Source organism: Lentzea sp. NPDC004789 (assembly GCF_053601075.1).
Genome location: NZ_JBSGBE010000025.1, coordinates 99,800 through 122,692, shown reverse-complemented (window position 1 = coordinate 122,692; position 22,893 = coordinate 99,800). Strand labels below are relative to the sequence as shown.

General features: G+C 69.1%; 25 protein-coding genes and 1 tRNA gene. 12 read left to right on the top strand and 14 right to left on the bottom strand.

Going from position 1 to position 22,893, the window contains the following annotated elements; translation table 11 throughout:
• Positions 1-123: 123 nt before the first annotated feature.
• Positions 124-1,596, bottom strand: coding sequence for a CYTH and CHAD domain-containing protein (locus tag ACWEIJ_RS39645; protein ID WP_449842422.1), 1,473 nt, complete (start codon positions 1,594-1,596; stop codon positions 124-126).
• Positions 1,597-1,749: 153 nt separating this feature from the next.
• Between ACWEIJ_RS39645 and ACWEIJ_RS39640 the strand changes: the two genes are divergently transcribed.
• Both ACWEIJ_RS39640 and ACWEIJ_RS39635 read left to right on the top strand, forming a co-directional pair.
• Positions 1,750-2,559 (top strand): hypothetical protein, encoded by an 810-nt coding sequence (locus ACWEIJ_RS39640; protein WP_355442207.1) that lies wholly within the window; start codon positions 1,750-1,752, stop codon positions 2,557-2,559.
• A 40-nt stretch (positions 2,560-2,599) separates the two neighbouring features.
• Complete coding sequence (locus ACWEIJ_RS39635; RefSeq protein WP_449842421.1) at positions 2,600-2,911, top strand: ArsR/SmtB family transcription factor; 312 nt, start codon at positions 2,600-2,602, stop codon at positions 2,909-2,911.
• 1 nt (position 2,912) lies between these two features.
• On the opposite strand, the gene ACWEIJ_RS39630 is transcribed toward ACWEIJ_RS39635, so the two are convergent.
• Positions 2,913-4,448, bottom strand: coding sequence for an amidohydrolase (locus ACWEIJ_RS39630; RefSeq protein ID WP_449842420.1), 1,536 nt, complete (start codon positions 4,446-4,448; stop codon positions 2,913-2,915).
• Positions 4,445-5,695, bottom strand: a complete 1,251-nt coding sequence (locus ACWEIJ_RS39625) for a lysine N(6)-hydroxylase/L-ornithine N(5)-oxygenase family protein (protein WP_449842419.1) — start codon at positions 5,693-5,695, stop codon at positions 4,445-4,447. Before ACWEIJ_RS39625 ends, ACWEIJ_RS39630 begins: the two co-directional genes overlap by 4 nt.
• A gap of 92 nt (positions 5,696-5,787) precedes the next feature.
• On the opposite strand from ACWEIJ_RS39625, the gene ACWEIJ_RS39620 reads away from it, so the two are divergent.
• Both ACWEIJ_RS39620 and ACWEIJ_RS39615 read left to right on the top strand, forming a co-directional pair.
• Complete coding sequence (locus ACWEIJ_RS39620) at positions 5,788-6,735, top strand: methionyl-tRNA formyltransferase (protein ID WP_449842418.1); 948 nt, start codon at positions 5,788-5,790, stop codon at positions 6,733-6,735.
• A gap of 63 nt (positions 6,736-6,798) precedes the next feature.
• The gene (locus ACWEIJ_RS39615) at positions 6,799-7,446 is read left to right on the top strand and encodes an HNH endonuclease family protein (RefSeq protein ID WP_449842417.1); all 648 of its coding nucleotides are present in this window, start codon (positions 6,799-6,801) and stop codon (positions 7,444-7,446) included.
• Here ACWEIJ_RS39615 and ACWEIJ_RS39610 read toward each other — a convergent pair.
• Together ACWEIJ_RS39610 and ACWEIJ_RS39605 are read right to left on the bottom strand one after the other, a co-directional pair.
• Positions 7,427-8,158: a class I SAM-dependent methyltransferase gene (locus ACWEIJ_RS39610; RefSeq protein WP_449842416.1), complete on the bottom strand. Its 732-nt coding sequence runs from the start codon at positions 8,156-8,158 to the stop codon at positions 7,427-7,429. The two genes, ACWEIJ_RS39615 and ACWEIJ_RS39610, sit on opposite strands and share 20 nt — an antisense overlap.
• Before the next feature lie 100 nt (positions 8,159-8,258).
• Complete coding sequence (locus tag ACWEIJ_RS39605) at positions 8,259-8,909, bottom strand: hypothetical protein (RefSeq protein ID WP_449842415.1); 651 nt, start codon at positions 8,907-8,909, stop codon at positions 8,259-8,261.
• Between the two features lie 356 nt (positions 8,910-9,265).
• Between ACWEIJ_RS39605 and ACWEIJ_RS39600 the strand changes: the two genes are divergently transcribed.
• Positions 9,266-9,481 (top strand): hypothetical protein, encoded by a 216-nt coding sequence (locus tag ACWEIJ_RS39600; protein WP_449842414.1) that lies wholly within the window; start codon positions 9,266-9,268, stop codon positions 9,479-9,481.
• On the opposite strand, the gene ACWEIJ_RS39595 is transcribed toward ACWEIJ_RS39600, so the two are convergent.
• Positions 9,478-9,747, bottom strand: coding sequence for a DUF2277 domain-containing protein (locus tag ACWEIJ_RS39595; protein WP_109640747.1), 270 nt, complete (start codon positions 9,745-9,747; stop codon positions 9,478-9,480). The genes ACWEIJ_RS39600 and ACWEIJ_RS39595 overlap by 4 nt on opposite strands.
• Before the next feature lie 32 nt (positions 9,748-9,779).
• On the bottom strand, positions 9,780-10,340 hold the full coding sequence (locus ACWEIJ_RS39590; protein ID WP_449842413.1) for a helix-turn-helix domain-containing protein: 561 nt from the start codon (positions 10,338-10,340) through the stop codon (positions 9,780-9,782).
• A 50-nt stretch (positions 10,341-10,390) separates the two neighbouring features.
• On the opposite strand from ACWEIJ_RS39590, the gene ACWEIJ_RS39585 reads away from it, so the two are divergent.
• Positions 10,391-11,197 carry an NAD(P)/FAD-dependent oxidoreductase gene (locus ACWEIJ_RS39585; RefSeq protein ID WP_449842412.1) on the top strand — a complete coding sequence of 269 codons (807 nt, stop codon included), beginning with the start codon at positions 10,391-10,393 and terminating at the stop codon, positions 11,195-11,197.
• A gap of 1 nt (position 11,198) precedes the next feature.
• Here ACWEIJ_RS39585 and ACWEIJ_RS39580 read toward each other — a convergent pair whose 3' ends face one another.
• From ACWEIJ_RS39580 to ACWEIJ_RS39570, 3 genes are all read right to left on the bottom strand, one after another.
• Positions 11,199-11,723 (bottom strand): dihydrofolate reductase family protein, encoded by a 525-nt coding sequence (locus ACWEIJ_RS39580; protein ID WP_449842411.1) that lies wholly within the window; start codon positions 11,721-11,723, stop codon positions 11,199-11,201.
• A 66-nt stretch (positions 11,724-11,789) separates the two neighbouring features.
• Complete coding sequence (locus ACWEIJ_RS39575; RefSeq protein WP_449842410.1) at positions 11,790-13,517, bottom strand: sensor histidine kinase; 1,728 nt, start codon at positions 13,515-13,517, stop codon at positions 11,790-11,792.
• Complete coding sequence (locus ACWEIJ_RS39570) at positions 13,514-14,179, bottom strand: response regulator (protein ID WP_449842409.1); 666 nt, start codon at positions 14,177-14,179, stop codon at positions 13,514-13,516. The genes ACWEIJ_RS39575 and ACWEIJ_RS39570 overlap by 4 nt, the downstream gene beginning before the upstream one ends.
• An 80-nt stretch (positions 14,180-14,259) precedes the next feature.
• On the opposite strand from ACWEIJ_RS39570, the gene ACWEIJ_RS39565 reads away from it, so the two are divergent.
• A complete protein-coding gene (locus tag ACWEIJ_RS39565; RefSeq protein ID WP_449842408.1) occupies positions 14,260-15,033 on the top strand; it encodes a DUF3152 domain-containing protein in 774 nt (257 codons plus the stop codon).
• Here ACWEIJ_RS39565 and ACWEIJ_RS39560 read toward each other — a convergent pair.
• Positions 14,981-15,295: a methyltransferase domain-containing protein gene (locus ACWEIJ_RS39560; protein WP_449842426.1), complete on the bottom strand. Its 315-nt coding sequence runs from the start codon at positions 15,293-15,295 to the stop codon at positions 14,981-14,983. The two genes, ACWEIJ_RS39565 and ACWEIJ_RS39560, sit on opposite strands and share 53 nt — an antisense overlap.
• Positions 15,296-15,398: 103 nt before the next feature.
• Here ACWEIJ_RS39560 and ACWEIJ_RS39555 point away from each other — a divergent pair, with 103 nt between their 5' ends.
• From ACWEIJ_RS39555 to ACWEIJ_RS39545, 3 genes are all read left to right on the top strand, one after another.
• On the top strand, positions 15,399-15,548 hold the full coding sequence (locus tag ACWEIJ_RS39555) for a hypothetical protein (RefSeq protein ID WP_449842407.1): 150 nt from the start codon (positions 15,399-15,401) through the stop codon (positions 15,546-15,548).
• 86 nt (positions 15,549-15,634) lie between these two features.
• Positions 15,635-16,618 (top strand): DUF3883 domain-containing protein, encoded by a 984-nt coding sequence (locus tag ACWEIJ_RS39550; protein WP_449842406.1) that lies wholly within the window; start codon positions 15,635-15,637, stop codon positions 16,616-16,618.
• 47 nt (positions 16,619-16,665) lie between these two features.
• Positions 16,666-17,574: a LysR family transcriptional regulator gene (locus ACWEIJ_RS39545; protein ID WP_449842405.1), complete on the top strand. Its 909-nt coding sequence runs from the start codon at positions 16,666-16,668 to the stop codon at positions 17,572-17,574.
• A gap of 57 nt (positions 17,575-17,631) precedes the next feature.
• Here the strand turns inward: ACWEIJ_RS39545 and ACWEIJ_RS39540 are convergent.
• Positions 17,632-17,704, bottom strand: a tRNA-Arg gene (locus ACWEIJ_RS39540).
• 127 nt (positions 17,705-17,831) lie between these two features.
• Positions 17,832-18,920, bottom strand: coding sequence for a LacI family DNA-binding transcriptional regulator (locus tag ACWEIJ_RS39535; RefSeq protein WP_449842404.1), 1,089 nt, complete (start codon positions 18,918-18,920; stop codon positions 17,832-17,834).
• A 64-nt stretch (positions 18,921-18,984) separates the two neighbouring features.
• On the opposite strand from ACWEIJ_RS39535, the gene ACWEIJ_RS39530 reads away from it, so the two are divergent.
• Positions 18,985-20,157, top strand: a complete 1,173-nt coding sequence (locus ACWEIJ_RS39530) for an MFS transporter (protein WP_449842403.1) — start codon at positions 18,985-18,987, stop codon at positions 20,155-20,157.
• Positions 20,158-20,167: 10 nt separating this feature from the next.
• The gene (locus tag ACWEIJ_RS39525; protein ID WP_449842402.1) at positions 20,168-22,099 is read left to right on the top strand and encodes a cytochrome c oxidase assembly protein; all 1,932 of its coding nucleotides are present in this window, start codon (positions 20,168-20,170) and stop codon (positions 22,097-22,099) included.
• Here ACWEIJ_RS39525 and ACWEIJ_RS39520 read toward each other — a convergent pair.
• On the bottom strand, positions 22,096-22,893 hold the full coding sequence (locus ACWEIJ_RS39520) for an ABC transporter permease (RefSeq protein WP_449842401.1): 798 nt from the start codon (positions 22,891-22,893) through the stop codon (positions 22,096-22,098). The two genes, ACWEIJ_RS39525 and ACWEIJ_RS39520, sit on opposite strands and share 4 nt — an antisense overlap.

The following is a 22,893-nucleotide window of genomic DNA, read 5'->3' as shown; positions in this document are numbered from 1 at the left end:
ACCCCACACACCACGAGCCGCGCGTGAGCGAGCCTCGTGACGGGACCACCCCACCAGGCCCTTTCGGAAGGACGACTCGGCTTCGCCGTCGCGGATGATCAGGCCTCGCCTTGGCTGTCGGTCCTACAGGTGTTCCTTGCTCAGCTTGCGCCACAGAGCCGGGAGCTCTGCCTCTGTCTTGTGCGCGAGTTCGACCTCTCGGCCGTAGAGCAGGCCGAACGTGAAGCCGTTCTCGTCGCCCCGGCCCAGGTCGAGGAGGACGGGGCGGGCCACCACCGAGTCCTGGTGTTCGCCGAGGAGGGTTTGGACGTCCTTGGCTCGCTTGCGCAGGCTCTTGGCGTGCTTGCCGAGGGCGGGCTCGGCCACCTCGGCCGAGTAGCGCAGGCGTTTGGCGGCCTTGCGGGCCTCGTGCAGGGCTTCGTCGCCCTTGGCGGTGGTGAGGGCGGCCTCGATGCGGACGTCCAGGCGGTGCCTCGCCTTTTCGACCAGGCGGGGAAGGACGTCCTTCGCCTTGCCAGATGCGAGAGCGGTGAGAGGCGGGGAGGCGAGGAGGGCGTCGATCGAGTTGAGCAGGGTGAAGTAGCGCTGGTCGTCCAGGGCGGCGACGGAGGCCTGGTGGGCCTTGGCCTCCAGCGGGGCGAAGTGGCGCGTCAGGCGGGCGGCCACGTCGCCGAGGGCGAGTTCGACCGGGAGGGAGTGGAGGGCGTCCTCGAAGCGGCCGCGGAGGACCTCCAGGTCGCGGGACGTGCCGAGGACGGAGGCCAGCCACTTCAGTTCGTCGGTGAGGGCGCGGGTTGCCTCGCGGTCGATGACCTTGCCGTAGGCCTGGAGGGCCGAGCGCATGCGGCGGGTGGCCACGCGCATCTGGTGGACGGCGTCGTGTTCGTCGCGACGGACTCGCGGGTCCTGGTTCTGCAGGGCCGCGCGCTGTTCGTGGAGGTAGGTGAGGACCACTTCGCCTGCGGTGGGCTTCTTGCCGAGGGTGGGGATGGCGTCTCGTTTCACGCCGATCACCTGGGAGAGCTTGGACTTCGACGAGGAAGGGGTGATGCCTGCTTCGCCGAGGTGTTGTTCGACGGTGTCCAGGAGGGCGCGGTCGCCGCCTTCGCCCAGTTCGACCTCGATTTCGCGCCAGGACGTGGTGGTGGTCGAGGAGCCCATGGTCTGGGCGGTCACGACGTCGTCGACGACTTCGGCGAGGAGTTCGCCGTTGCCGTTGGTGAGTTGCCAGCGGCGGCGGTTGGTGCGGATTTCGGCGATGGGGCCGAGGCCTGAGCCTCGGGTGTGAGCGCGGACCAGGGAGGAGAGGTCCTTGGGAGGGGTCTTCACCGCTCGGCCCAGTGGGACGTGCACCTCCTGGCGGGAGTCTTCGCCCGCCGGGAGTTTCAGGTGCCAGCCCTCGTCCTCGCCGCCCACCCGGCGGCGCAGGGTCACGCCGGCGCGGGCCAGGCGGTAGTCGTTCGTGTCGAAGTACGTGGCTTCGAGGTCGAACTCCTCCGGGCCGGTCGCCACGCCGGTGATCCCGGTGAGGTCCGGCAGGCTCGCGTCCGATGGGGCCTCGTACTTGCGTTCGGTCTCAGTAACTGAGGTCGCCATTCACTAGTCATACCTCGTTTTGTCGCAGTTCACCCACTGTGGTGACGGTGGGTGAGGGGCGGTTGCCACGGCCGGGCGGAATCCCGGTCTCGAATGCGTGCAATCAGTGGTGATCGCCTTGGCGGTGTTCGGAGTGTCCGGTTCGCTGGTCGCGTGCCCACGGAGAAGGAACGGCTCGATGTGGTCGAGCCGCAGGTCGCCACGTTGATCAGTCACGTCGGTCAGCTCGCGGCGGAGCTGGAACGCGTCACCGCCCGGCTGACCGTGCTGGAACGGCGGTTGTCGGGGGCCGGGGACGGGCCGCTGGTGGATCTCGACGCGGTCGCCGGGGACATCGCGCCGCTGGTCGAGGCGTTGCGCAAGGCGTGGGACGCCGAGCAGGAGATCCTCGCCGACCCGGCTCGGGTGGAGCTGAAGCAGGAGGTGCTGGAGTTCGAGGGGCTCAAGGCCCGGCGGGACGACGCGCGGTCCAAGCTGGACGGCGGGCGGGTGCCGCGGTTCGAACGGGACGCGCTCTCGCACGAGGTCCGGCAGATGGAGTGGCTGATCAACGCCAACGAGGCGAGCGCCAAGCGGGCCGCCGAGCGGTTGGCGGCCGACGAGGACGCCACCGCCGAGGAGTGGCGGACCGAGGCGGTGCTCGCCGGGGACAAGGCGCGTGGGGAGATCAAGGACGCGGCCGCGCGGCGCATCTCCGAGGCGCTCGGGCAGTACGCGCGGATGCCCGTGTGGTTCCGGGTGGGGCTCGGGGAGATTCCGACGCCGGACCCGTCGTTCTGGCTGGAGTCGGCGATCGCCGTGCTCGCGTACCGGCTGGAGTACGGGGTGACCGACGCGGTGTCGCCGCTCGGCACGCCGCCGTCGGCGTCGAGCGGGTGCCAGAACTGGGTGCGCCGCACCAACGTCCACGCGGACATCACGGACCGGCTCACGACGCTGGCCGCCACGTTCCACCTGCAGTAGTCTTTCCTGCAACCGAGCGGTTGCAGGAGGGTCAGGGGAAGTGGGTCAGGTCGACGACGTGCTGGCCGCGCTCGCGGATCCGATGCGGCGCAGGGTGCTCGACCTGGTGGCCGCGCGCGGGCCGATCTCGGCGTCCGCGCTCGCGACCGAGCTGCCGGTCAGCCGCCAGGCCGTCGTGAAGCACCTGGCCGTGCTGGAGAAGGCCGAGCTGGTGGCGTCCGAACGGGCCGGTCGGGAGAACAACTTCTCCGTCCGGTCCGGTGCGCTGGACGCCACTGCCACCTGGATGGCCTCGCTGGCTTCCCAGTGGGACCGGCGGCTGGCCGCGATCAAGAAGATCGCCGAGGGGTAGTTCAGCGCTGCGGCACGAGGGTGCCGCCGACCATCGTGGCCAGCACCGGGATGTCCGCGATCGCGTCGCTCGTGCGCGGGTCGTCGCCCAGCACCACGAGGTCGGCGAGCTTGCCCGGCGTGAGGCTGCCCAGCACGTGCTCCTTGCGGCACGCGTAGGCAGCGCCCAGCGTGTACGCGCGGATCGCCTCCTCCACGGTGATCGCCTCGTCCGGGCCGACCTCCCGGCCCCCGGACGACCGCCGCCGCACCATGAACTCGATGGCGCGCAACGGCGCCCCGTCCGCGACCGGCCGGTCCGAGCTGCCCGCGACGGTGATCCCGCGGTCGAGGAACGACCGCCCGCGGTACAGCCAGGGCGCCCGTTCCTCGCCCATGATCTCGCTGTAGTCGTCGCCGTAGGACCAGAGGAACGTCGGCTGGACGACCGGGATCAGGCCGAGGGCCGCGATCCGTTCGAGCTGGTCGGGACGCACGAGACCGCAGTGCTCGATCCGGTGCCGGGCGTCGGCGCGTGGCCGTTGCCGCTGGGCCTGCGCCACCGCGTCCAGGGTGAAGTCGATCGCGCGGTCGCCGATCGCGTGGATCGCGAGCTGCCAGCCGGCGTGGTGGCCGTCGACGATCGCCGCCCGCATGAACTCCTCGGACTCGGCGAGCTGTCCGGAGTTGGCGGTGCCGGCGTAGGGCTCGGACAACGCGGCCGTGCGCGCGATCATCCCGCCGTCGGTCCACAGCTTCATCGCACCGATCGACAGCATGTCGTCGCCGAACCCGGTGTGCAGGCCGAGGTCGATCGCGCGCGGGATTCGGTCCGCCGGGTCCGCGGCGACGTCGTGCAGCACGTACGCGGACACCATGAGCTGCACCCGGATCGGCAGCCGGGCGTGTTGGTACGCGGCGGCTTCCAGCGGACTGCTCGCGATCAGGCCGGCGCCGATGCCCGCCTCCGCGCACATCGTCACGCCCTCGCTCAGCACCTGCCGCGCGCTCTCGTGCAGTTCGGCGGTGATCTCCTCGAGCGAGTACGGCAGCCGCAACGACCGCGCGGCCAGCTGGTCGTTCTCGGTCAGCCAGCCGTCACCGGTGATGCCGGGCAGCTGGTTCAGCACCGCGGAGTTCACCACGCACGCGTGTCCGGAGATGTCCGCGAGGTAGAGCGGCCGATCACCGGTGACGGGGTCGAGGTCGGCGGCGGTGAGCGGCCGGTCCATGATCCGCCGGTCGTAGCCGGACGCCTCGATCCAGCCCTCACCGGGCGCGTTCGCCAGCCGTTCGAGGATCTGGGCGACGGTGGTCAGGCCCGCCACGTCGACGGTGCGGCGCCGGCGGCCGTTCCACGCGAGGTGCGTGTGCGCGTCGATGAACCCTGGCAGCACCACGGCGTTGCCGAGGTCGACGGTCTCGGCGGCCGGCAGGTCCGCGACCTGCTCGTCCAGCCCGGCGATGCGGCCCTGCCAGATGCCGATCGTGTGCGCGGCCGGGCGGGCCGGGTCCATCGTGAGGGCCCGGCAGCCCGTCAGCTTCAGGTCGAGTCTCATGCCGTCGCGAGGACCGGCACAGATGTGTTGGTCAGCACAGAAGTCAGGATCTCACCCGACCGCACCGCGACGTTGGACAGAAGTGACGACGTGATGCCGTGCGAGTGCTCGGTACCGCCCTGCAGATAGATGCCACCGCGCAACGACGACTGCACGCGGTAGTCCCGTGCCACGACCAGACGGCCGTTCTCGTCCCGTGCGCACGTTTCGTCCAGTGCGCCGAGGACCGGCGCGGCCTCGTCGTAGCCGGTCGCGAGCAGCACGAGGTCGGCGTCGAGGAGCTCCTGCTCGCCGGTCACGAGCGACTGGAGCACGGCACGGGGGCCGGACGCGGTCTCCTCGACCGCGACGAGCCGGGTCAGGTTCATCATCTTCAGCCGCTGCCGGCCGAGGACCTTCTCCTGGTACGCGGTGCGGTAGAGCTGTGCGATGAGGTCGACGTCGACCACCGAGTAGTTGGTGTTGCGGTGGTAGTCCATCAACCGCTGCTTCACGGCGTCAGGTGCGTCGTAGTAGTGGTCGACGGCCTCGGGGTCGAAGATGCGGTTCGCGAACGAGCTGTCGTCCGCGGGGGAGTAGCCGTAGCGCGAGAAGACCGAGCACACCTCGGCGTTCGGGAACTCGCGGTGCAGGTACGCGACGGCCTCCGCCGCGCTCTGCCCGGCGCCCACGACGACGCAGCGCTTCGGGTCGGCCAGCTCGCCGACGCGGTGCAGGAACTGGCTGTTGTGCCACACCCGGTCCGACAGCTCGACGCCGTCCGGCACGGTGGGCCGCAGTCCGGTGGCGAAGACCAGGTTCCGCGCGTGGTACACGTCACCGGTCGCCGTGGTCACCTCGAACAGGTCGTCCTGGATCGCTTGCACGCCAACGGCTTCCGTGCCGTAGGCGACCAGGTCGTCGACCTGCGCGGCCGCCCATTCGAAGTAGTCGTGGAACTCGACCCGCAACGGGAAGAGGTTCTTCTGGTTCACGAAGTCGATCAGCCGCCCGCGGTCGCGCAGGTAACAGAGGAACGAGAAGCGGCTGGCCGGGTTCCGCATCGTGACCAGGTCCTTGAGGAACGACACCTGCATGGTGGCGTCGTCGAGCAACATGCCCCGATGCCAGCCGAACGTGTCCTGACGTTCGAGGAACACCGCGGTGACAGGGGTTTCGGCCTGCTCGTTGTGCTCAGTCAGAGCGATGGCGAGCGCCAGGTTCGAGGGGCCGAACCCGATGCCGACGATGTCGTAGATCGGATGCATGAGCACCTAACTTAGGGAAGCCTAAGCTTGCTTTGCAAGCCCTTGGTTAGGTTAGCCTGACCGTATCGCAGTCGACTAGAGGAGGGCACCCCATGCGGGTCGTCATGTTCGGGTTCCAGACCTGGGGTCATCGCACCCTGCAGGCACTTTTGGCGTCCGAGCACGAGGTCGTCCTGGTGGTGACCCATCCGAGGGGCGAGGGGGCGTACGAGAAGATCTGGAGCGATTCCGTCGAAGACCTGGCCCGCGAGAACGGCGTCGAGGTCGTCGTCCGCGAGCGCCCGGAGGACCAGGAGCTGCTCGACAAGCTCAAGTCCGTCGACCCGGACGTGATCGTCGCCTGCAACTGGCGGACCTGGATCCCGCCGCAGGTCTTCGCGTTGCCCAAGCACGGCACGTTGAACGTGCACGACTCGTTGCTGCCCAAGTACGCGGGCTTCTCGCCGTTGATCTGGGCGCTGCTCAACGACGAGAAGGAGGTCGGCGTGACGGCGCACATGATGGACGAGACGCTCGACGCCGGCGACATCGTGCTGCAGCGCTCGGTCCCGGTCGGCCCGCGCGACACGACGGCCGATCTGTTCGCGAAGACGCTGGAGCTCTTCGGCCCGATCACCGTCGACGGCCTCGCCGAGATCGCCTCCGGCCGCACGGACTTCGTGAAGCAGGACCGTTCGCAGGCCTCGTTCTTCCACAAGCGCTCCGAAGAGGACCTGCGGATCGACTTCACCTGGACCGCGGAGGAGCTGGACCGGCTGGTGCGCGCGCAGTGCGCGCCGTACCCGAGCGCGTTCTGCTTCCACCGCGGCGAGCGCCTGGAGATCATCGAGGCGGACGTCTCCTCCGAGGTCTACGGCGGCACTCCCGGCCGGATCTTCTACCGCGAGGGCGACGGCGTGGCGATCGTCGCCGGCGCGGAGGCCCGGCGCGGCCGCAGCAAGGCGTTGCTGGTCAAGAAGGTCCGCACCGCCGACGGGATCGAGCTCAAGGCGCACGAGCACTTCAAGACGATGGGTGGTTACCTGACCTCGCGTCCGTAACGGTGACATGCCGATCCCGGGCCGGTTGACCGGTCCGTGATCGGCATGCCCGATCATGAGCGCATGAATCGCGCGGCGGTGACGTCACTGGTGGTCTTCGTGCTGCTCGTGGCCGTGGGCTGGTACCTGTCGAACCATCAGTCCTCCCAGCAGAATCCGTCGACGCCCGCGCCGACCGGTCCGGTGCCGACGGGGTCGAAGGACCTCGAAAGCCTCAAGATCGCGCCGGAGGGCAAGATGGCCGGCTACAGCCGCGACCGCTTCCCGCACTGGGCCTCGCAGGGGAACTCCTGCGACACCAGGGAGCTCGTGCTGCAGCGCCAGGGCACCGACGTGAAGTCGGACAAGGACTGCAAGGTCGTCTCCGGCACCTGGAACAGCCCCTACGACAACGTGGTGATCAAGAACGCCGCCGACGTCGACATCGACCACATGGTGCCGCTCGCCGAGGCCTGGCGGTCCGGTGCGGACAAGTGGACCGACGACGAGCGCAAGGCGTTCGCCAACGACCTCGGCGGCATCCAGCTGCACGCCGTGACCGCGAAGTCCAATCGCGCCAAGGGTGACCAGGATCCGGCCAAGTGGAAGCCGCCGGCCGAGTCGTACTGGTGCACCTACGCCCAGTACTGGATCTCGGTGAAGATCACGTACAAGCTCACCGCGGACCAGGCCGAGCACGACGCGCTGGCCGTCATGCTGGCACGGTGCTGATCACCGCAACGGTGATCGGCTCGACGTAGCCGTCGGCACGCAGCGCCCGGCGGAGCTTCTCCTGGAACAGCGGGCGGTCCCGCGGTGACGGCAGGGTCTCCGGCGACATCGCGGAGAACAGACTGCCCGCCAGCTCTTCGATCGTGTGCTCGTGGGTGTGGCTGATCGTCCACTCGTGCGGCGTGTACCCGGCGGCCTCCAGTGCGGCGGCGTACCGGCGGCGCGCATCGGCGTCCGTCCCGCAGTCGGCGGTCACCGGGTGGCCGAACCACTCCTGGAGCACCTGCCGGATCGCCGGGTGCTGGCGCCACAGGGGCGTGCCGTTCGCGATGATCGCGAACTTCGCCGTGTCCGCGTCGCGGAACAGCTTCTCGTGGTCCATCCAGTGCAGCGCCTGCCCGACCACGATCGCGTCGAACCGGCCGAGTCCCGGCACGTCCGCGTCCGATCCCAGCCGCCACTCGACGTTGGGGAGCCTCGGCCCGTGCGCGAGCATGTCCGGTTCGGGATCGACCGCGACCACGCGCCCGACGTGCGCCGACAGCGGCACGGCGAGCTGGCCGGTGCCGCATCCGAGGTCGAGCACGCGGTGCTTCCCGGTGAGCCCGAGCTCCTGGACCAGCGCGTCGATCACGGGCGGTGGGTAACCGGGACGGAACCTCGCGTAGTAGTCGGCTACTTCGCCGTTGAAACCGAGTCCGGTCGTGCTCATGGCTTCGACACTGCCCGAGCCGCCGCACCCGTGCCGGGAACTCCGCCGACAGCAGAACGACACGGCCCGACCCCCCGGACGGGCCGCGTCGCCGGCCGTCCTAGACGGCGCGCACCGACTCGAACAGCCCGGACAGCTGCCAGTGCGTCACGTATCCCATGGCCTCGGCCGCGATCAGGACGTCGAGCTTGCCGAGGTTCGTCCGCACCGGCATCTGGTACGCCTTGCCCCGCCGCGCGTCGAGCACCATCGGCGTCGCCCCCGGCAGCGTCTCGTCGATCGTGTGCTGCAGGATCCGCAGCCCGACGTTGGCCGCTTCCCTGGTCAGCGGCACCTCCTTGGTGTGGACGAGCACGGCGTAGGTCGACCCGTCCTTCTTGCGCAACCCCAGGTGCGGCCGGACCTTCAGGGTGAGGTCGCCGACCCGGTAGGTCGCCGGTTCGACCGGCACCCCGGTGGCCCTGAACGACGCGAGCCACGGCAGGAACCCGTCGGCGATCTCCTCGAACGCCCGCGGCTGACCCGTGCGGTTGGCGTTCAGGATCGCCTTCTTCAGCTCCAGTTCGGGTTCGGTCGAGTTGACCGCTCGGCGCATGGCGTCGCGGATCGGGTTGTAGAACCCGCACACCTTGGGGTCGTCGGTCAGGTACATCCCCCGCTGCTCCGACACGATGTTGATGCGTCCACGCTGGCCGCTCATGACGTACTCGGTGAACGACAGTGCGGTGACGCTGACGTTGTTGTCCGGCAACGCTTTCTCCCCTCGTACCGCTCTCTGTCCCTGACGTTATCCGAGGGGTCTGACAAAAACGGTACTGCTCCGAACGGTGTAACGACTACGTAGAGTTGAGCGATACATCGGCAGGCACCACTCAAAGTGGTGGCCTGGGCCTCATTCGGTAAACGGACGGTGACGGACTGGCAGCCGATCACGCCGATGACCGTTCGTCTGCCGTTCGGCGATGCTCACGCAACGCTCACCGCACGACGAGCGGAAGTAACCCTCCGTAGAAGATCAACTCAGCAGAATAGGTCCAGCAGGAGTAATCGCGGCGAGGGAGTGAGATGGCGGTCAAGGCGGAGCGTTCACCCGATAGAGCGGGTGACGTGGAAGTTCCGCGGCCGCGGCAGCCGATGGCGTGGCTCGTCCACCCCGCTCACTGGCCGCACGCGCTGCAGCTGACGGTCATCTGGGTGCTGATCGCGTTGCTGCTGTGGGCCATCGCCGTCACGCTCGGCCCCGACCAGGCGTTCATCGTCGGTTCCGCGGGCGTCGCGGCCAAGCTGATCTGCATGTACCTGGACACCCGCGTCCGCAACTAACGTCCGTACCGTTCCGCGGCGCGTGCCTTGGCCTTGGCGGCCTCGACCTCCCGGTCCTTCGGCGGCGCCGTCGTCACCAACGCGTCGAGCAGCTCCTGGGTGGCCGCGGCCACGGCGGCGACCGCCTTGTCGAACGCGGCCTGGTTCGCCGCCGACGGTTTCGCCGCCCCGCTCACCTTCCGCACGTACTGCAGCGCCGCGGCCTGCACCTCGTCGGAGGTCGCCGGCGGTTCGAAGTTGTGGAGCACCCGGATGTTTCGGCACATGGCTCCACTATGACCGCTGCGACGGAGTCGCACTACGACCGCTGTGGCGGCGCGGCGCGGGTGTGGATGCGTTCTCCCTGCTTGCCGAACAGGCTGATGATCTCGGCGGGGCTGCCGTCGGCGCTGCTGAGCGCGTGCGGCTGCCGGCAGTCGAACTCCGCCACCTCGCCGGCGCGCAGCACGACCTCCTTGTCGCCGATCCGCAGCCGGATCCGCCCGCTCAGCACGTAGAACCACTCGTAGCCCTCGTGCACGCGCGGCTCGTGCAGCTCGGCGTCCTTGATGATCATCTTCCACGCCTGCAACGGGCCGATCGACCTGGTCAGCGGGATGCCGACGCGGCCGTGGTCCAGCTCGCGGGGCTTCATGACGACGCGCGGATCGCCCACCTCGGGCGCGCCCACGAGGTCGTCGAGCGACACCTGGTACGTGCGCGACAGTGGCAGCAGCAGTTCCAGCGTCGGCTTGCGCTGGTCGGTCTCCAGCCGGGACAGCGTCGACTTCGAGATGCCCGTCATCTCGGACAACGTCGCCAGCGTCAGGTCGTGCTCGGTCCGCAACGCGGCGAGCCGTTGCCCCACGGTTGTTGCCATAACAGCAACTTACTTTGCCAAAACCGGACTGTCGACCGCACCCTCGAACCATGAGCTACGAAGTGGTGATCATCGGAGGAGGAGCGGCCGGGCTGAGTGCCGCCCTGATGCTGACCAGGGCGCGCCGGAGCGTGCTCGTGGTCGACGGTGCCGAGCCGCGCAACAAGCCGGCCGCGCACATGCACAACTACCTCTCTCGTGACGGACTCTCGCCGTTGGACCTGCTCAAGCACGGTCGTGCCGAGGTCGAGGGGTACGGCGGAGAGATCGTCAACGACACCGTCCGCGGCGTCACGAAGACCGACGGCGGGTTCGCGGTCGAGCTCTCCGGCCGCGTCGTCACGGGCAAGCGCCTGCTGGTCGCGACCGGCCTCGTCGACGAGGTGCCGGACTTCCTGCGCGAACGCTGGGGCCGTGACGTCTTCAGCTGCCCGTACTGCCACGGCTACGAGGTCCGCGACCAGAAGCTCGTCGTGTTCGGCGAGGAGATGAAGGTCGCGCTGGTCCGGCAGTGGTCCGCCGACGTCACGCACGTTCCGTCGGTGGACGGCATCGAGGTGCGGGACGACCGGCTGGTCGCGGTCATCTCCGGCGGTGAACGAGTGCCCGCCGACGCGCTCGTGTACTCGGCGGCGGTGAGGCCGCGCGACGAGTTCCTGCTCTCGCTGGGGGCCGAGACGGAGGAAACGCCCTTCGGTCCGTTCGTGCGCACGGACGCCAAAGGCCGCACCAGCGTGCCGGGCGCTTACGCGGCGGGCAACGTCACGGACCCCGCGGCCATCGTGATCGTCGCCGCCGCGCAGGGCGCCCAGGCGGCCGGAATGATCAACATGGACCTGGTCAGCGCCGGTCTTTGAATCAACGCTGGTACCTGAGCATGACGACCCTGCCGTCGAACACCTTCGACTCGGCGAGCTTGAGGTCGAAGCGCTTGGGCTGCGCGAAAACAGGCTTGCCGCCGCCGAGCACGACCGGGTGGACGAAGATCAGGTACTCGTCGATCATGTCCCGCTCGGTCAGGCTCGCGGCCAGCGCCGACCCGCCGAACAGGATCATCCGCTCGTCCGGCAGGTCCGCGGGGTCGTTGAACACGCGGGTGTTCCAGCCGGCCTCGGTGAGCGTCCGCGACACCACGGCCTTGGGCGACTCCCGCCAGATCGGCGCGTACCGCAGCGTGTGCTCGGACTGGTCGAGCTGCTCGGCCTGGGGCCAGAAGAACGACATCATGTCCCAGACCTTGCGCCCGTACAGCAGCGTGTCGGCCTGGCCGGAGAGCTCCAGCGAGTGCGCCGACATCTCCTCGCCCATCAACGGCCAGTCGAACTCGCCGTTCGGGCCCTCGATGAAGCCGTCCGCGGACTGGTGGACGAAGTGCGTGATCATGGCTGCCTCCTGGGGTTCGGTGCGAGGTAGACCGCCGTGCTGAGCGGGACTCATCGGTGTCGTGCGTCACAACGGCAGGGTGATCCGGAACGTCGAACCCTCGTTCAGCGTGCTGGTCACCGACACCGTGCCGCCGTGCGCCTCGACCAGGTGGCGGGTGATCGCGAGACCGAGGCCGCTGCCGCCGGTGGTGCGGCTGCGGGACTTGTCCGCGCGCCAGAACCGGTCGAACACGTGCGGCAGGTCCTCCGGTGCGATGCCGGTGCCGGTGTCGCGCACTTCGAGGACCGCGTTGTCCCGGTCCTCGTACAGCCTCACGACGACCTCTCCGCCGGGCGGGGTGTAGCGCACGGCGTTGGCGACGAGGTTGCCGAGCGCCTGCCGCAGCCGCACCGGGTCCGCCGTCGCGTGGACCGGCGCGGTTTCGGCGCGCAACAGGATCTCGCGGTTCTGCTGCGCGTTGACGACCTGGTCCACCACGTCGTCGAGCGCGATCGGCTCGGGGTGGAGCCTGAGGGTGCCCGCGTCGGCCTGGGCGAGGTCGTGCAGGTCGTCCACGAGTCGTTGCAGCAGAAGGGATTCCTCCAGCAGCATGCCGATCAGGTGCGGGTCCGGTTCGGCCAGCCCGTCCTGGGTCGCCTCCAGCCAGCCGGTGATGTTGCCCAACGGCGTGCGCAGCTCGTGCGCGACGTCGCTGACCATCGCCTGCCGCTGCCGTTCGGTGTCGGCGAGCTTCTCGGACATCGCGTTGAACGACTTGGCCAGCTCCCCGATCTCGCCCGCGCCACCGTCCACCCGCGCGGTGCGGTCACCCTCCGCGGTGCGCCTGGTGGCGGCGGTGAGCGCGCGGATCGGCCGCACCAGCTGCGTCGCGGTGAGCCAGGACGCGAACCCGGCGAGCGCGAGAATTCCCAGCGCCACCAGCGTGATCCGGTACGCGCCGGTCGTGGACAGGTCGATCGACAACGGCTCGCCACCGGTCGGTTCGGTGATGAACGCGTACGCGTAGGGCGCCACCCACGGCCGGAGTTGCTCCCGGCGGGCGTTGTCCATGCACTCGACGATCGGCGGGTCCTGGTACTGGGCGGCCAGCACCTCCCAGTCGAGCGAGATCGCCCGCTCCCTCGGCGCGACCGCGTACTTCTCGGGCAGCCGGCTCACGCACCCGCTGAACAGCCGGTAGAGCTCGGCGTACGCGGTCTTCTCGGTCAACGTCAGCTGGTAGAGCAGGTTGCCGACCTCGCAGCTCTCCCAGAGCGACAGCTTGCCCGGCTCGTCGGTCGCGAGCCGCGGCCTGCCGTTGGCCGCCTCCACGATGGTGATCTTGTCGTTGCACTGGAGCAGCTGGTCCGCGTACCCGCGCAACGTCCGGTGCTCCTCGTCGGTCAACCGGAACGGTCCGACCGCCCGCGGATCGATCTTGCCCGCACCCGGCTTCAGCCACGAGTCGACGTTCAGCGGGTCGACGGACACCTTCGGGTTGACCGGAAGCGGCGGCGAGCCGGCGTTGCCGGTGTCGAGCAGCTTGTTGCTGTCGCGGTCCGTCAGCGCGATGCGCCGGTTGAACCGCTGCGCCAAACGATCCACATCGGACTTCGCCTCCGCCCAGGTCCGGTGCGTCGCCGCGAGGTTCAGCAGCTCGTCGTAGATCTGCGCGTCGGTCGCGAGCGCCTCGCCCTGCTCCTGCCGGATCGCACCGGTGGTGGCCTGGCTCGCGAGCCACGCGGTGAGCGCGATCGAACCGGCCGCGATCACCACGGAGAACAGGAAGAACCGGACCAGCAGGCTTTTCATACGAGCTTGTACCCGATGCCGTAGACGGTGAGGAGCCGTTCCGGCCGCCGCGGGTCCCGTTCGATCTTGCGGCGCAGCTTCATCATGTGCACGTCGACCGTCCGCGCCGTGATGAACCCGTCCTCCAGCAGCTGCTCGCGCGTGAACACCCGTTGCGGCTGCGCGGCCATCCGCGCCAGCAGCCGGAACTCCGCCGGTGTGAGGTTCACCGGCTCGTCGTTGATCCGCACCTCGTGCCTGATGGGGTCGACGACCAGGTCACCGACCTTGAGCACGGTCGCGTTCGTCTCCCGCGCCCGCCCGGTCCTGCGCAGGATCGTCCGCACCCGAGCCACCATCTGCCGCGGCCGGAACGGTTTGGTGATGTAGTCGTCCGCGCCCAGGTCGAACCCGAGCAGCACGTCGTCCTCCGTGGACCGCGCCGTCAACAGCACGATCGGCACGTCCGACTCGGTCCTGATGGCCCGCATCACGTCGATGCCGTCCACCAGCGGCATCATCACGTCCAGCACCAACAGGTCCGGATTCCGCCGCCGTGTCTCGTCGATCGCCGCCCGCCCGTCGTGCACGACCACCACGGAATGCCCGTCGTGCTCGAGGTACCGGCGCACGAGCTCCGCCTGGTGAACGTTGTCCTCGGCGACGAGGATGTGGGCACACACGTTCCGCAGTATGCAGGCCTTCACGACAGTCAAGCGGGACGTAAACAGGTTCTTCATCAGTTCCGGCGAGCGTTGCCGTCATGAAGGTGCACCTGGTTCTGGCGTCCGCCGCACTCACCGCACTGCTGCTCACCACGTCCCAGCCGGCGGCCGCCCCGACCGCGGCCTCGTCGCCCGTCGTGGTGTCGTCGTCGTCCGTGGCCCCTCCGCCTCCGCCACCTCCGCCGCGGGTGTACACCTCCAGCGCCGACCTGCCCGACGGCCCGCCGTTCCCCACCTCCGGGGCCGCCAGCTTTCACGTCGTCCCCGGCTCGGGCCCGGTCGTCGGCACCGGCCCGTTGCGCACTTACGCCGTCGAGGTCGAAGACGGCATCACGGTCGACGAACAGGCCTTCGCGTCGTTCGTCGACGCCACACTCGCAAACCCGCACGGCTGGACCGCGAAGGGCGAGCGCGCCGTACAACGCGTGGACGGCCCTGCGTCGCTGCACATCAGGCTGACCTCACAACAAACCGCACGTGCCGTCTGCGGCTACGAAATCCCGGTCGACGTCTCGTGCCGCAACGGCAACCTCGTCTTCCTCAGCGCGGCCCGCTGGTTCCGCGGCGCCGTCGCCTACCTGCCCGACCTCACCGCGTACCGGCAGTACATGGTGAACCACGAGGTGGGCCACGCCTTCGGCCAGTCCCACCGCCCGTGCGGCGCCGCGGGCGCCCCGGCCCCGGTGATGATGCAGCAGACGTTCAGCGTGTCCAACGACGAGATCGTCCGCATCACCGACGGCGCCCCCCAAGGCGCCGTCATCCCACCGGACGGCAAGGTGTGCACCCCGAACCCGTGGCCGTACCCGTGACCTTCCTGGCCACGACCACCGCCGTCGAACCCCGCGATCCGGCGGTAGGCCGCCCGCAGGAACCTCGCGTCTTCCTGGCCAGCCGCACGTCGAACACGAACAGCCGCCCACCCGGTTTCAGCGCCTCCGCGGCATTCGCAGTCGCCGCCGGCACGTCCGTCATGGCGCTGAACGCCCCCAACGTCACCGCCGCGTCGAACTCCCCGGCCTCGTGATCGGCGTCGCCCGCATCAGCCCGGCGCACCTCGACGTTCGGCCACATCCGCGTGCGCTTCCTGGCCACGGCCACCATCTGCGGACTGACGCCCATCGCGACCACACGCCTTTACGCCCCGACGGCTTCCGCAAGCGCGGAAGCTCCCGTCGTGGCCGCGTTCCTGGCCCAGGCAGTCGTAGAACCACGCCTGGCCGAACCGTTGCGCTCGGGCGGCCCGCAGATGGCGGCGTTCGTGGCGAGCTTCACCCCTCAGATCCGCCCGGGCGGTGACGCGGAACAGGACGCGATGGCGCCGTAGAACTCGTAGATCACCAACTCCGTCATGCGCTCATGGCGCCGCCATAAGCCGTTGGCGCAACACGGCACCTACGGCACCATGCAGTCGTGAAGATCAACGCGTGGTGGGCGGGCGACCCGGCCGAGCGGTACTGGATGGAGATCACCGACCGTCCTGACCCGGGAACCGATGTCAACGCGCCGCAGCGGAACGGCGCGGGGATCGAGGAGTGGTCGTACTCGCTGGTCACCGAGCTGCGGCCGGGCGACGTCGTCTTCCACTGGCACCGCACGCTGCTCGGCCGTCCGGCGCTGGTCGGCTGGTCCGAGGTGACCGGACCGCTGTCGGAGGAGGACAACTACGTCTGGCAAGCGCGCGGCACACGCGGCCGTGCGCGTGGTGTACCGACAATCGGCCGTGGCTGGCGCATGCAGTGCGGAGGTCTTCACCGTCTCGAACATCCGCTGGACCGGTCGCGAATCGCCGAGCTGCGGCCGTTGCTGGAGGAGGTCTTCGCGGACCTCAAGGAGCGCTTCGGCGACCCGCTGTACCTGCCGTTCATCTTCTACAGCTCACACGAGGTGCGCGCGGCCCAGGCGTACCTGACCAAGTTCCCCGCGGAACTGGTGCGCAGGATCCCCGACCTCGCCAACCTCGGCGCCGTCGAACCCGCCAACATCGACCTCCGCGCACCCTCGACGCACGGACGTCTGCAGGACGTGACGCTGAAGCTGGCCATCGAGCGCTACTCCGTCGACATGGCCAAGCAGCACTACTTCGACCAAGGCGCGACCCGAATCGACGAGCTCGGCAAGCCGTACGACCTGCGGGTGCTGGGGATCGGACCGGAACGTCACGTCGAGGTGAAAGGCAGCACCTCGTGGCGGACCGGTGTGGAACTGACCGTCAACGAGGTGTACCACGCCCGCAACCACCCCACGGATCTCGTTGTGGTGGACCAGATCCGCGCGGTGAACGAAGGAGTCGGCCAGTGGGCGCTGTCCGGCGGGCAGCTGCGCGTGTGGTCCGACTGGAGTCCCGACGACGACCAGCTGGCCCCAACCCGGTACCGCTACACGCTTCCGGAGTGATCCAGGAGTTCATGCCCGTCCAATACCCGGCTCCATAACCTGACGACATGGACGTGGACACGAGACTGCTGCGGTACTTCGCCGCCATCGCCGAGGAAGGCAACCTCACACGCGCGGCGCATCGGCTCTTCGTGTCACAACCGTCGCTCACAAAACAGCTCAAACATCTGGAATCGCAACTGGGCGTGCGACTCTTCACCAGGTCCAACACCGGCATGAAGCTCACCGAAGCCGGCCACACCCTGGCCGCACGAGTGCCACCGGTGCTCGCCGGCTGGGACACCGCCGTGCGCGACACGAGAAGCGCCGCCCGCGTGCTGCGCGTCGGTTTCCTGGCAGGCACGGAGGTCGCGCAAGCCGCCGTCGCCGAGTTCGGCAAACGCCGGCCGGGCTGGCAGGTCGACCTGCGGCCGGCGCAGTGGACCGACCCGACCGCGGGCCTGGCGAGCGCCGAAGTGCCGGTCGCCTTGCTGCGCCTGCCTTTCCCGGGCGAGGAGTCCTTCGGCGTGCAGCCGCTGTTCGACGAACCGCGTTGCGCGGCCTTGCCGTCCACGCACCCGCTGGCCGAACGCGACCGCATAGCCTTCCCGGAGCTGTGGGACGATCCGATCGTCGTAACCCCGTCGCTCAAGGGAACGTGGTGCGACCACTGGCCGACACCGTCCGAAAGGGACGGTCGCGAGCTGCACGTCGGTGCCGTCACCGAACGCCCCGACGAGTTCCTCAGCGCGATCGCCAACGGTCGCGGCATCGCACTCGTCCCGGCCTCCGCCTCGCGCCTGTACAGGCGGCCGGGCGTCGTCTACGTGCCGGTGACCGGCGTGAGGCCGAGCGAGGTGGGCGTCGCCTGGTCGCCGGACGCCGGTGACGCGGTGGCCGACTTCGTGCGGTGCTGCCTGGAGGTGACGCAGTCGCGCCGCACCGGCTGCGACGCCGGCCAGGGTTCACGCCCGTGATCCTCGGAACAGAAAGGTCCCGCTGCGGATGATCTCCACAGCGGGACCTGCTTCGAGCGCCCCCGGCAGGATTCGAACCTGCGACCTCGGGATTAGAAGTCCCTCGCTCTCTCCACTGAGCTACGGAGGCTTGAGGAGACCAGGCAGCCACGATGTGTGGTCGCCGGAGCCCCCACCGGACACATCGTCCGGAGTCGATCGTCCGTTTCCGCCCTACGTCCGAACGGGTGACGAAAACGCCCTAAACGTGACGCTTATCACTTCGGCGGGGCCGTGGAGGCTCTCTGAACGAGCGAGACGTCGAGTCTGGTGGGCCGGGGCGGTCTGCCTCCGGCCAGTAATTTCAGGGCCAGTTCGCCCGCGCGGCGGCCCTTGTCGGCCAGGGGTTGACGCACAGTAGTCAACGGCGGGTCGCTGTAGGCCGCTTCGGGGACGTCGTCGAAGCCGACGACGGATATGTCGCCGGGGACGGTCAGGCCCAGATCGCGGGCCGCCTGCAGGCAGCCGAAGGCCAGTTGGTCCGACGCGCACAGCAGTGCGCTCGGGCGCGGCGTGCGGGTGAGGAGCCACCGCGCGCCGAGACGTCCGAGTTCGCGATCACTGCCGCGGGTCTCCCACACCGGAACATTGTCCGGTTTCACCCCGGCTTTTTCCAAAGTGTCGAGGTAGCCGCCCAGCCGGTCGCGGCTCACGCGGAACGGCACGTCCGAACGGCGCTCAGGCGAAACCGGTCCGGATGCTCCGTCCGGGCGCAGCGCGAACATCAGCACGCCGAAACGGGTGTGGCCCAGGCTCAGCAGGTGTGACGCGGCCTGTGACGCGCCGAGGTGGTCCTGCACCTCCACTCGTGCCGAGTCCGGCAGCACCGGCTGGTCGATCACCACCAGGGGCAGTCCGCGGGCGGCGACCGCGTCCAGGGCCGGGGCGGAGTCCGGCAGCGAGTAGGCCACCATCACGTCCGCTTGCGCGCGTGCCACGATCGAGGGGCGCGGACCGCCGGTGGCGTCGCCGGGCATCAGGACCAGGCTGTGGTCGTGGCCGTCCACGGTCGAGGCCAGGCCGTCGAGCACGATCGACAGCGCCGGATCGGAGAACGCGCCGGACAGGCCCTGCGGCAGCATGAAGCCCACGGCCGCTGACGAGCGTGTGGCCAGTGAGCGGGCAACGGGGTCTGGGCCCGCATAGCCCAGAGAGCGCGCCGTCTCGAGGATGCGTTCGCGCAACGACGACGACAGCTGGTCTGGTCGGTTGTACGCGTTCGACACCGTGGCCCTGGAAACCCCGACCGCGGCGGCGACGGTGTCCAGCGTCGGCCTGCGTCGGCGATCGGAGTCCACGAACAGCATCGTAGGCGAGAGATCGGACCCAAACCGCTGGCGTTACTGAAGCGCTTCAGTCATGCTGGGATGCATGTCCCCACGGCTGGCCACGTTCGTCGTCTTCCTGTTGAACGGCGCCGTCTTCGGCACCTGGGCCGCTCGCGTGCCCGCGCTCGCCGAGCAGGTCGGCGCCGAACCCGGCAGTCTCGGCCTGGCACTGCTCGGAGCCAGCGTCGGCCTGGCCCTCACGGCACCCTTGGCAGCACGGATCTGCGCTGTTCACGGGTCGCGCAAGGTGCTGATAGCGAGCAGCCTCCTCAGTCCGCTCCTTTTGCCCGTGCTCGCGTTATCGCGGTCACCGGTGCAGCTCGGGCTGATCCTCATCGCACTGGGCGCGAGCGTCGCCGCGATGGACGTGTCGATGAACATGGCCGCGGTCGTCGTCGTCCGCGATCTGCAACGGCCGTTGATGCCGCAGTTCCACGCCGGCTTCAGCTTCGGCGGCCTCTTCGGGTCGTTGGGCAGCGCTGCCGCCGCTCAGGCGCACTGGACGCCCATGCACCACTTCCTCACGGCGGCACTGGCTGGTGTCGTCGTCACCGCATTCATCGCGAAGGACGTCCCCGGAGGAGTAGGGGAGCGCCATAGGGAAGAGGTCACCGAACGCACCAATGTGCTGAAGAGCCCGGTCCTCTGGCTGTTGGCGAGCGTCGCACTGTGCAGTGCCATTGCGGAAGGGGCGGCGGCGGACTGGTCGGCGTTGTTCATGGTTCGTGAGCGCGGCATGGGTGACGCGGCGGGTGCATACGCCTATGCGGGCTTCTCCGTCGCGATGGCACTGGCACGCTGGTTCGGGGAACCGATTCAACGCACGCTCGGCCCGCACCGCCTCCTCGCCGCGGGTGGTGGGCTCGCGGCAACGGGTCTGACGCTCGCGGTCGTGGTGCCGTTGCCGGCGTTCGGCTACCTCGGGTTCGGGCTGGCCGGGCTGGGGCTCGCGTTCTCGTTCCCCGTGGTCATGGACCTCGCGAGCGAGACCGGCAAACGTGCGGACGGCAGCGGTGGCGAGCGCGAGCTGGGCCTTGTGACGACGATCGCCTACACGGGGTTCCTCGCGGGTCCGCCGATCGTGGGCGGGCTGGCGCACGTGAGCTCTCTCGTGGTGTCCCTCGGGTTCGTGGCGCTGGTCACCGCGCTGATCATCCCGGCGTCCTGGATGGCGAGGCGCGAACGTCTCACACGGCGCGTTCACCGGGGGTCGTAGGCTCCTGGACGTGGCAATTGAACGCTCCACCAGAACGGGACTGGTGCCCCTCGTCGTCATCGGCTTCGCGGTGGCGGCACTCGCCGCCGTCGGGCTGAGCGCGCTCTCGGGCAATCCTCCGGCTGGGCTGCTGGTCGTGCGCGTGCTGACCGAGACCGGCGCGGTGGTGACCATCGGCTCGTTGCTGCTGGCGGCGTTCCTCGTGCCACCGCAGAAGTCCGGCACTCTCGCAGCCGACGGTTACGCGGCGATGCGCACTGCCGGGTGGTTCGCGCTCGTGTGGCTTCTTGGCGCCGTGCTGTCCGTACCGTTCACCACGGCGTCCGCGATCGACCGGCCGGTCAACTCGTTCACCTTCAGCCAGATGATCGCGACGACGATGCTGCTGGAGCAGTCGAAGGCGTGGCTGCTGACGGCGATCATCGTGGCCCTGATCGCGCTGGGCTGTCGTCTGGTGCTGACGTGGGGCTGGACGACGGTCCTGCTGTTCCTGGCGGTTTTCGCGCTGGTGCCGGTCGCCGTCACCGGCCACTCGTCGTCTGGCGGCTCGCACGACATGGCGACGAACAGTCTCTTGTTCCACCTCATCGCCGCCGTGTTGTGGGTCGGTGGCCTCATCGCGTTGCTCGCGCACGGCCGGCGTGGCGGTGCTCATCTGCCCCTCGCCGCCGCGCGGTTCTCCAGGTTGGCGCTGGTCTGCTGGATCGTCATGGCGGTCTCGGGTGTGGTGAACGCGCTTGTGCGCGTCACCCCGGTCGACCTCGTCACCTCGACGTACGGCTGGCTGACGCTCGGCAAGGTGGCCTGTCTGCTGCTGCTCGGCGTGTTCGGCTACTTCCAGCGCGAACGCGGCGTGAAGGGCGTCGCCGACGGCAGGCCGCAGGCGTTGCTCAAGCTCGCCGGCCTCGAAGTCCTGCTGATGATGTTCACCATCGGGCTCGCGGTGGCGCTGGCTCGCACGCCTCCGCCGAGCGGCACCCTCGAACTGCCCAGCCGCACGGAGATCGCCATCGGCTACGACCTCGACGGGCCTCCGACGCTGGCGCGCATCCTGTTCGACTGGCGGTTCGACCTGATCTACGGCACGGCCGCACTGGCGCTCGCCCTGTTCTACGTGCTCGGTGTGCGCAGGCTCGTCAAGCGCGGTGACACCTGGCCGGTCGGCCGGACCGTCGCGTGGCTGTGCGGCTGTTTCGCGCTGCTCTTCGCGACGTCGTCGGGCATGGGCCGGTACTCGCCGGCGATGTTCAGCGTCCACATGGAAGCGCACATGGTGCTGTCCATGCTGACGCCGATCCTGTTCGTCCTTGGTGGACCGGTCACGCTGGCGTTGCGCGCGTTGCCGGTCAACAAAGAGGTGCCGGGGCCACGAGAGTGGGTGCTGGCGTTCGTGCACTCACCGGTCGCGCGTGTGCTGACGAACCCCTTTGTGGCGCTGGCGTTGTTCGTCGGTTCGTTCTACGCCCTGTACTTCTCGGGGCTGTTCGAAGCCGCGTTGCCGTTCCACTGGGCGCATCTCGCGATGAACGCCCACTTCATCCTTGCCGGGTACGTCTTCTACTGGCCCGTGATCGGTGTGGACCCCGCACCGAACAAGCTGCCGCCGCTCGGCCGGTTGGGGCTCTTGTTCGCGTCGATCCCGTTCCACGCGTTCTTCGGCGTCGTGCTGATGAGTTCGCAGACCGTCATCGGCGAGCAGTTCTACCGCGGGCTCGCGTTGCCGTGGGTGCAGAACCTGTTGGAGGACCAGCGACTCGGCGGCGGCATCGCGTGGGCGGCGGGGGAGCTTCCGTTGCTGGTGGTGATGGTGGCCCTGCTCGCGCAGTGGGCGCGGCAGGACACCCGTGAGGCGAAGCGGTTGGACCGCAAGGCCGACGCCGATGGCGACGCCGACCTCGAGGCCTACAACGCGATGCTCCGGAAGATGGCCGGAAAGGACTAGATCGACAGCGGCCGGCGGAACCCGCGGATCGCCATGAACGCGCCGACGGCCGCGATCGCGCCGCTCGTGACCAGCGCGCCGACCACACCGGTGACCGGGTGGGCGAGCGCCAGGCTGCGGGCGGCGTCGACCGCGTAGGTCAGCGGGTTGACCTTCGCGACCGCCTGCAGCCAGCCGGGCAGGCCGCCCACCGGCACGAACGCGCTGGACGCGAACATCAGCGGGAACATCGCCAGGAAGCCGACGGTCTGCATCAGCTCCGCCTTGCGCACCCAGGCGGCGATCGCGATGAACACCCAGCTCAGCGCCCATCCGACGACCAGTGCGAGGCCGAGCGCGGCGAGGGTGCCGAGCATGCCGCCGTCGGGCCGGAACCCGAACACCAGCACGCCGAACGTGATCATCAGCAGGAGCTGGAACGCGGTCCGCACGGCGTCGGAGAGGTTGCGCGCCAGCAGAACCGTGCTCGGGCGGATGGGCAGTGAACGGAACCGTGCGAGCACACCGTTCGACATGTCCTGCACCAGTCCGATGCCGGACGCGAGAGAGGACTGCATCGCGGTGTTCACGAGGATCGCGGGCAGCAGGAAGTTGATGTAGGTCATGCCCGGCGGGAAGTTCGCCGTCGACGTGATGCTGCTGAAGATCTGGCTGAACAGCGTCAGCATGATCAGCGGCTGCAGCACGCTGAAGAAGACGAGTGCGGGCGTGCGCAACAACGCTCTGAGTGAACGGCCGGTCAGCACGAGCACCTGTGTCGGGTAGCTGCTGCCGTGCCAGGTCAAGGTCGCCAT